Origin of the sequence: Henriciella sp. (assembly GCF_049649345.1) — a bacterium.
Classification (GTDB): domain Bacteria; phylum Pseudomonadota; class Alphaproteobacteria; order Caulobacterales; family Hyphomonadaceae; genus Henriciella.
Window position 1 is genome coordinate 1 of record NZ_JBARZC010000290.1, and the last position, 7,108, is coordinate 7,108.

Annotated in this window: 8 protein-coding genes and 1 pseudogene; 4 read left to right on the forward strand and 5 right to left on the reverse strand. The window is 60.4% G+C overall.

All coding sequences use genetic code 11. The features are described 5' to 3' along the window. A pseudogene (locus WA989_RS07595) lies at positions 1–479 on the reverse strand (polyhydroxyalkanoate depolymerase); the annotation flags it as partial. Positions 480–541: 62 nt separating this feature from the next. Beyond that, on the reverse strand, positions 542–1,177 hold the full coding sequence (locus WA989_RS07600) for an SCO family protein (RefSeq protein WP_424339899.1): 636 nt from the start codon (positions 1,175–1,177) through the stop codon (positions 542–544). A 77-nt stretch (positions 1,178–1,254) separates the two neighbouring features. On the opposite strand from WA989_RS07600, the gene WA989_RS07605 reads away from it, so the two are divergent. Further along, a complete protein-coding gene (locus WA989_RS07605) occupies positions 1,255–2,652 on the forward strand; it encodes an ActS/PrrB/RegB family redox-sensitive histidine kinase (protein WP_424339900.1) in 1,398 nt (465 codons plus the stop codon). A gap of 2 nt (positions 2,653–2,654) precedes the next feature. Continuing rightward, a complete protein-coding gene (locus WA989_RS07610) occupies positions 2,655–3,227 on the forward strand; it encodes an ActR/PrrA/RegA family redox response regulator transcription factor (RefSeq protein WP_424339901.1) in 573 nt (190 codons plus the stop codon). Between the two features lie 127 nt (positions 3,228–3,354). Here the strand turns inward: WA989_RS07610 and nth are convergent, their stop codons facing one another. Continuing rightward, the gene (gene nth / locus WA989_RS07615) at positions 3,355–4,077 is read right to left on the reverse strand and encodes an endonuclease III (protein ID WP_424339902.1); all 723 of its coding nucleotides are present in this window, start codon (positions 4,075–4,077) and stop codon (positions 3,355–3,357) included. A 79-nt stretch (positions 4,078–4,156) separates the two neighbouring features. On the opposite strand from nth, the gene WA989_RS07620 reads away from it, so the two are divergent. Together WA989_RS07620 and WA989_RS07625 are read left to right on the forward strand one after the other, a co-directional pair. Next, entirely contained in the window at positions 4,157–4,639 is a 483-nt protein-coding gene (locus tag WA989_RS07620; RefSeq protein ID WP_424339903.1) for a DUF2244 domain-containing protein, read from the forward strand. Positions 4,640–4,741: 102 nt separating this feature from the next. Beyond that, entirely contained in the window at positions 4,742–6,076 is a 1,335-nt protein-coding gene (locus WA989_RS07625) for a cytochrome P450 (protein ID WP_424339904.1), read from the forward strand. 70 nt (positions 6,077–6,146) lie between these two features. On the opposite strand, the gene WA989_RS07630 is transcribed toward WA989_RS07625, so the two are convergent. Both WA989_RS07630 and WA989_RS07635 read right to left on the reverse strand, forming a co-directional pair. Continuing rightward, complete coding sequence (locus WA989_RS07630; protein WP_424339905.1) at positions 6,147–6,917, reverse strand: SDR family NAD(P)-dependent oxidoreductase; 771 nt, start codon at positions 6,915–6,917, stop codon at positions 6,147–6,149. A gap of 55 nt (positions 6,918–6,972) precedes the next feature. Further along, on the reverse strand, positions 6,973–7,092 hold the full coding sequence (locus WA989_RS07635) for a DUF465 domain-containing protein (protein ID WP_424339906.1): 120 nt from the start codon (positions 7,090–7,092) through the stop codon (positions 6,973–6,975). Positions 7,093–7,108 lie beyond the last annotated feature (16 nt).

The window sequence follows — 7,108 nt, forward strand, 5'->3', positions numbered from 1 at the left end:
ATCTGGATATGGTCGATATAGTCATCGAGATCGAACCGGCCGAGCCAGATCGGCGCCATGCGCGCATCGGTCCAGTCGGTGATGTAGACATCGTGAGTGGGCAGGAAGGCCTCGACCGTGCCGCGCAGCAGCGTCGCATAGTGGCCCGAAAGCGGCGCGACGATCAGCAGCTCCGGGCGGCCCGGCTCGACATTTTCGGTTTCGAAGTGGACCAGCTGGCACCAGGGGGTGGCCCAGGCGGTCGTTGGTGTGACGGCATGCTCGACGCCATCAATCTCCGTCGAGGTGATCTGCCACTCCGGCTTGCCGTAATAGCGGGTCGCGCGCTCGAACACTTTGGACGCCGCGGAAACGGATTTGGCAAATTGCGTTTCCCGAAGAGGGTTTGTCGAAGATGACCAGATCGAATTTGCTGCCTTCGCCTGCAGCCGCAGGGGCGCCATTGCGGCGCGGTTCATCTCAACCAGTGAATAGAGCACGTGTGTTTCCCATCATGTTGCACTGCAACATATGCGCCTTTTCAGCGCCATTGCAACATATCTTATGAGCCCAGAAGCTTTCCAAGACATGTTGCCATGTCCTCGGAATTTGTATTTGCCTCGGCAAAGAAGGTCTTCAATTTCCAGTTTTCATCCATGAGATAGAGCAGGGATGTGTGGTCCATCGTATAGCCAGCGAGGCTTTCAGGCGTCTCGATTCTCTCGAAGCCGATAAAGAACTCCTCGGCCACCTTCTCGATGTCTTCAACGCTGCCCGTCAGGCCGACGAGATTGTCCGGAAACGCGTTGCTCTCGACATAGCTCGCAAGCTGCTCCGGCGTATCGCGTTCAGGATCGACCGTGATGAGCAGGGTTTGGGGCGGCTCGATGCCGTCTGGCAGTTGCCTGTAGGCATTGCCAATGCTGACCAGTGTCGAGGGGCAGACATCCGGACAATAGGTAAAGCCGAAATAGATGAGCGTCGGCCTGCCCTTGAAGTCTTCTTGCGTGACGCGCTGGCCTTCATGCGTGGTCAGCTCGAACGGGCCGCCGATTTCCTCATAGGCGCGCGTCGTGCACGAGGCGACGGCGCCGCCAGCCCTGGTCTGCGCGCCTTCCTCCCCGTCTCCTGCATCATTTGAACTGCTGCAGGCCGACAGCGCAGCAGCTGCGGCGGCAAGGATAAATGTCTGGAACATCTTCATGGCTGAAGGTATGCGACTGGCGAGCGGCTGCCGCAACACTGTTGCTGGCGAAACAGTGTCGCAGGAGCGATATGGAAGAGACACACGCAACCCGCGAAGGACTGGAGCAGGCGCTGTACAGCCTGCTGCCGACAGGGCTTGCTGGCGTCGACGCAGCGCGCGGGCGGGCCCGGCTCCGAACGCTTGTGACCCTGCGCTGGCTCGCCGTAGGAGGTCAGACTGCGGCGGTTCTGTTCGTCCGGTTCGGCCTTGGCTTTGAGCTGCCGCTCGGGCTTTGCCTCACCGTGATTGCAGCGTCGGCCTGGCTCAACGTCTTTATGTCCTTTGCAATGAGCGACCAGGTCTTGCTGAAAGGCTGGGAAGCGGCCCTTCAACTGGGCTTCGACACGGTCCAGCTGGCGGTCCTGCTCGGCTTGACCGGCGGACTGGCCAACCCTTTCCTGCTTTTCCTGCTCGCCCCGGTCACCGTCGCTGCCACAAGTCTGCGCCGGCGGTTTTCGGTCAGCGTCGCCGTGCTGGCCATTCTGTGCGCGGCGATGATGTCAGCCTTTGCCTTTGACCTGCCCGCGCCCACTGACGACCCTTTCGATCTGCCGGCCCTGTTCGAATGGGGCCATTTCGCAGCGCTGGGCATCGGCATCGTCTTCTTCACGGTCTCGTCCCTGCGCCTTAGCGAAGATGAAGCGCGCATGATCCGCGCGCTCGATGCCGCCTCGATCGTCATGGCGCGCGAGCAGCGCCTGTCTGCCATCGGCGCGATGTCCGCCATGACGGCTCATGAACTTGGCACGCCCCTCGCCACGATCCACCTCGTGGCCAAGGAGCTGAGTGCCGAATTCGTGGAAGACGATCCACATTTCGAAGATGTCCGCCTGATCGCCGAGCAAGCTGACCGCTGCCGCGAAATCCTCGGCAAGCTCAGCCGCTCGCGTGAGGCCGAAGACATCGTTCATGCCAATATGCCACTTTCCAGCCTGGTCGAAGAAGCCGCCGCCCCGTTCCAGGGCCTTGGCGTCGAACTTCGCGTCACCTATTCGCCCGGCGACCACGGCGAGCCGCGCATTCCGATGATCCGGCGCAGCCCTGAAGTCCTGCACGCGCTCGGCGCCTTTATAGAGAACGCTGTGAGCTTCGCAGACAGTCAGGTGCGCGCAGTGGCGAGCTGGACTGACCGCCAATTCATGGTCACCATCACCGATGACGGGCCGGGCTTTGCGCCGGACGTGATGCCGAAGCTTGGCGAGCCCTATGTCTCACAGCGCGGCGAAGCGCATCTCGGCGGCGGCGATATGGGCCTCGGCTTCTTCATAGCGAAGACACTGATCGAGCGGACAGGCGGGCGCATCGCGACACGGAACAGAACCTTGCCAAGACATGGTGCAATTGTGCAGGCCGTCTGGCCTAGAACAGCACTCGAAAGCTTGGAATCTGACAGAATACAGATAAATACTCCATCAGTGGAGACTTGAGTATGGACTATAACGTCACTGTAAAACTGCATGACGCCCTGAAGGACGTTGAAGATCGCACCTGCCTCATCCTCGATGATGATGGCCCGTTTCTTCAGCGCCTGGCGAGGGCGTTGACGCAGCGTGGTTTTCTCGTCTCGGCGGTGTCGTCTGCCTCAGAGGCGAAAGACATTGCGCGCATGAACCCGCCGGCTTTTGCGGTGCTGGATTTGCGCCTGGAAGACGGTTCAGGTCTTGATGTTGTTGAAGTTCTCCACCGGTTCCGCCCGGACGCGCGCGCCGTCATCCTCACCGGGTATGGCGCAATCGCGACCGCTGTCGCCGCTGTGAAAGCGGGCGCCGTGGATTATCTCGCCAAACCCGCCGAAGTCGAAGACATTGTCCGCGCGCTGGTCAACAAGGGCGACGGGCTGCCAGACCCGCCGGAAAACCCGATGTCGGCTGACCGCGTGCGCTGGGAACACATCCAGCGGGTGTACGAGCTCTGCAATCACAATGTCTCGGAAACAGCCCGCCGGCTCAACATGCACCGCCGGACCCTGCAGCGCATCCTGGCCAAACGCGCGCCGAGATAGGCACGGGTTCAGCGCGTCCGGCTTCATCCTTCGACAGGCTCATGATGAGGTTCCACAGCTCGGCAAGTACACTCCACCCTCACCCAGAGCCTGTCGAAGGGCGAGGGCGGTCAGCACACGTCTAACCTTAAGGCCCCCTTGGCCCCAGGTTGGACGTCTTCCGCGCCGGATCAGGTGTTTTGTCCTTGAATTTGCAGATATCGGCGATCACGCAGTCCCAGCATTGCGGCTTGCGCGCCACGCAGGTGTAGCGCCCGTGCAGGATCAGCCAGTGATGCGCGCCCTTTTTGAATTCAGGCGGGGTCACGCGTTCGAGCTGCTCTTCAACCTCGTCTGGCGTTTTGCCGGGGGCGAGGCCCGTGCGGTTCGAGACGCGGAAGATGTGCGTATCGACAGCGATGGTTTCATGGCCAAACGCTTCGTTGAGCACAACATTCGCCGTCTTGCGGCCGACGCCCGGTAGCTGCGTCAGCTCATCGCGCGACTGGGGCACCTCCCCATCAAACTCATCGATCAGCATCTGGCTGAGCGCGATGACGTTTTTCGCCTTGTTGCGCCACAGCCCGATCGTCTTGATATGCTCGGCGACACCGCCTTCGCCGAGGTCTAGCATCTTCTTCGGCGTATCGGCGATCTCGAACAGCTTCTTCGTCGCCTTGTTTACCCCGACATCCGTCGCCTGCGCCGACAGGGCGACAGCGACGACGAGTGTGTAGGGGTTGTGATAGTTGAGCTCTGTTTCAGGCGCCGGGCGATCTTCGGCGAGAGCGGCATAGAGCTGCGCCGTTTTCTCCGGGCCGAGTGTCGGGGAGCGGCGTTTCCTGCGGGTCTTGGTCTTCGTCTGGGCCATGTCAAAGCGGTGTAAATGCCGCGGGCGCCTAATCAAGCCTTCACTTGCCTCGCCTGTCTTGAGACCTAGAATTGCACGCATGGAAGAGTCCGGCTCCACCGTCTATTTCGATGCGACGCTGACCCCGAATGTGGCGCTCAGCCCGCGGGCCTTTCTGATCGTGATGGCCCTGGTCGGCGGCATGAGTTTCATCGGCGGAATGATGTTCCTCGCCATGGGGGCATTTCCCGTGATCGGCTGGTTCGGGCTCGATGCCCTCGCCATCTGGTTTGCCTTTCGCAAGAACTTTCAGAATCTCAGGGAAGAAACCCTTGTCCAGATCACGGCCGCCGACATACGCCTTCGCCATTCCAACCCCGGCCAGGATGCCAGGGAAGTCCAGCTGCCGACCGCCTTCACGCGCCTCAGCCTCGATTTCCCGGACCGCCGGCCGAGCGAATTGCGCCTCGCGCACGGCCAGCTCGCCTATGTCATCGGCCGGTTCCTGACGCCCCGGGAACGCAAATCGCTGCATGATGCGATGCAGAACGCCATCTCAAAAGCGAGGTCCGAGCGGTATTGATCAAAAAAATGACGCCGGCGTCATAGTTTTTGAACGAAGTCTGTGTTAAAGTCGCAGCGACGTCAAAAATCACCGGAAAACCGGGATCTCTGGAGGCATCTCATGGCAGACACAATTCAAAAGGTTCAGCATTCGCTCGAGCGTCCAATATCGACCATTCGCGATAAATTGATGGACTATCATCTCGACCGCGGCGCGCCGATTCCGAGCGTTGATGAGGTCGACTGGGCGAATTTCGACATACTGGACCCCGAATTCTGGCGCCGCGACGCGATCTGGCCCTTCTTTGAATATCTGCGCGACAATGATCCGCTGCACTACACGCCCGACAGCTTTTCCGGTGCATACTGGTCGGTCACGCGCTATGAAGACATCCTGAAAGTCGATGTCGATCACAAGCGCTTCTCCTCAAGCTGGGAATATGGCGGCATCACGCTCGGCGAAGGCTTTGAGGATTTCGAGCTGCCAATGTTCATCGCCATGGATGAGCCGCGCCATTCGGAACAGCGCAAGACCGTCCAGCCGGCCGTCGCACCGAACATGCTGAAGGAATTCGAGCCCCTGATTCGCTCGCGCACACAGGGCCTGCTCGACTCCCTGCCCGTCGGTGAACCCTTCGACTGGGTCGATACGGTCTCGATCGAGCTGACCACGATGATGCTCGCAACGCTGTTCGACTTTCCGTTTGAGAACCGGCGCCAGCTCACGCGCTGGTCGGATGTCGCGACCAACCCGCACAATCCGGACATCGTTCCCGGCGGTCTCGATCAGTGGAAACAGGAGCTGATGGAGTGTCTGACGACCTTTATGGGCCTCTATCAGGAGCGCCAGGCCCAGCCGATCAAGAATGATCTGATCAGCCTGCTCGCCCATGGCGAGAAGACCAAGAACATGACGCCGATGGAGCTGCTCGGCAACGTCATCCTGCTCATCGTTGGCGGCAATGACACAACCCGCAACTCGATGACAGCGTCAGTTTTCGCGCTCAACAAATGGCCCGAAGAATATGCCAAGCTGAAGGCTAATCCGGCGATCATTCCGAACATGGTTTCGGAAGTCATCCGCTGGCAGACGCCGCTCGCCTATATGCGCCGCACCGCGCTTGAAGATGTCGAGATGCATGGCAAGACGATCAAGAAGGGCGACCAGATCGCCATGTGGTATGTCTCCGGCAACCGCGATGAGCGCTTCTGGGACGAGGACCCGAACCGCGTGATCATCGACCGTAAACAGGCGCGCAACCATCTGTCTTTCGGCTTCGGTATCCACCGCTGCGTCGGCAACCGTCTCGGCGAGCTGCAGCTGCGCATCCTGTGGGAAGAGCTGATGGAGCGGTTCGAGCATATCGAAGTGCTCGAAGAGCCAGAGCGCACACCGCACAATTTCGTCAAGGGCTATACTTGGATGCCGGTCATCTGCCATCCGAAGAAGCGCTAGCGAGCCTTCACCGCACAGACAAACCCCGCAGTCCCGGCTGCGGGGTTTTTTATATGATATCCCCGTGTCGCTAGTCGTCCTGCGAGATCAGGCCGCTCAGACGGGCCCGGCCGCCATCCATGGTCAGCATTTCACCTGTGATCACGGCGCTAGAGGGCTGTGACAGGAAGAGCGCGGCTTCGGCAATCTCGTCAGCGAGGCTGGCGCGGCCAAGCGGCGTGCGCTGCTTCAGCCAGTCCTGCTCTGTGCTCTCAGCCCGCGGGCGAAGCGCGCAGATGGCATTGCAGCGGATCTTCTGCTTCGCCAGCTCGATCGAGCCGGCGCGCATGACGCCGAGGATCGCATGCTGGACGACGGCATCGGCGAAGTCGCCCTGATTGATCTGCTGGGCTGACAGGGAGAGCACAAAGGTGACGCTGCCGAGCTGCGCCTTCCGGCCCATCGTCTCGCCCTCATCCTCGATCCGGCGGGCGACGTGTTTTTCAAACAGTTGCAGCGTCATGATGGCACCGCGCACAGACCGCATGTGCAACCGCGCGAATTCGTCAATGTCGATATCGCCCAGGGCCAGATTCGGCGGAATGGGGGGCACGCTGACGATATGATCGACATGGCCATAGGCCTCGACGGCAGCGGCGAGGCAGTTTTTGATGCCGATACGGGTGTGGAGTTCCTCGTGCTGGACGATCGCCTTGTCACGAAGGTTGTCTGCGACCCGCTCGACGCGCTTCATCTGCGGGTCACAGGCAATGACGGCGTGGCCTTCTTCGACAAAGCGCCGGGCCACGGCCTCGCCAGTCAATTGGCCGAGGCCTAGAATGAGGGTGACGGGTTTTTCCATATCGGCTCCTGCACCGGATTTGCGTCAGCCGGCGAGGACAACCCGACGTGTCTGACTAGTTCGGATTCAGGTGAACCAGTTCCTCTTTAATCTTCAGTTTCTTTCTCTTCAATCGATGCAGTCGGACTTCATCGGCAGCGGGGCGTTTCTGCTCCTCGGATATCTCTTGATCCAGTTTGCGGTGGCGCGTT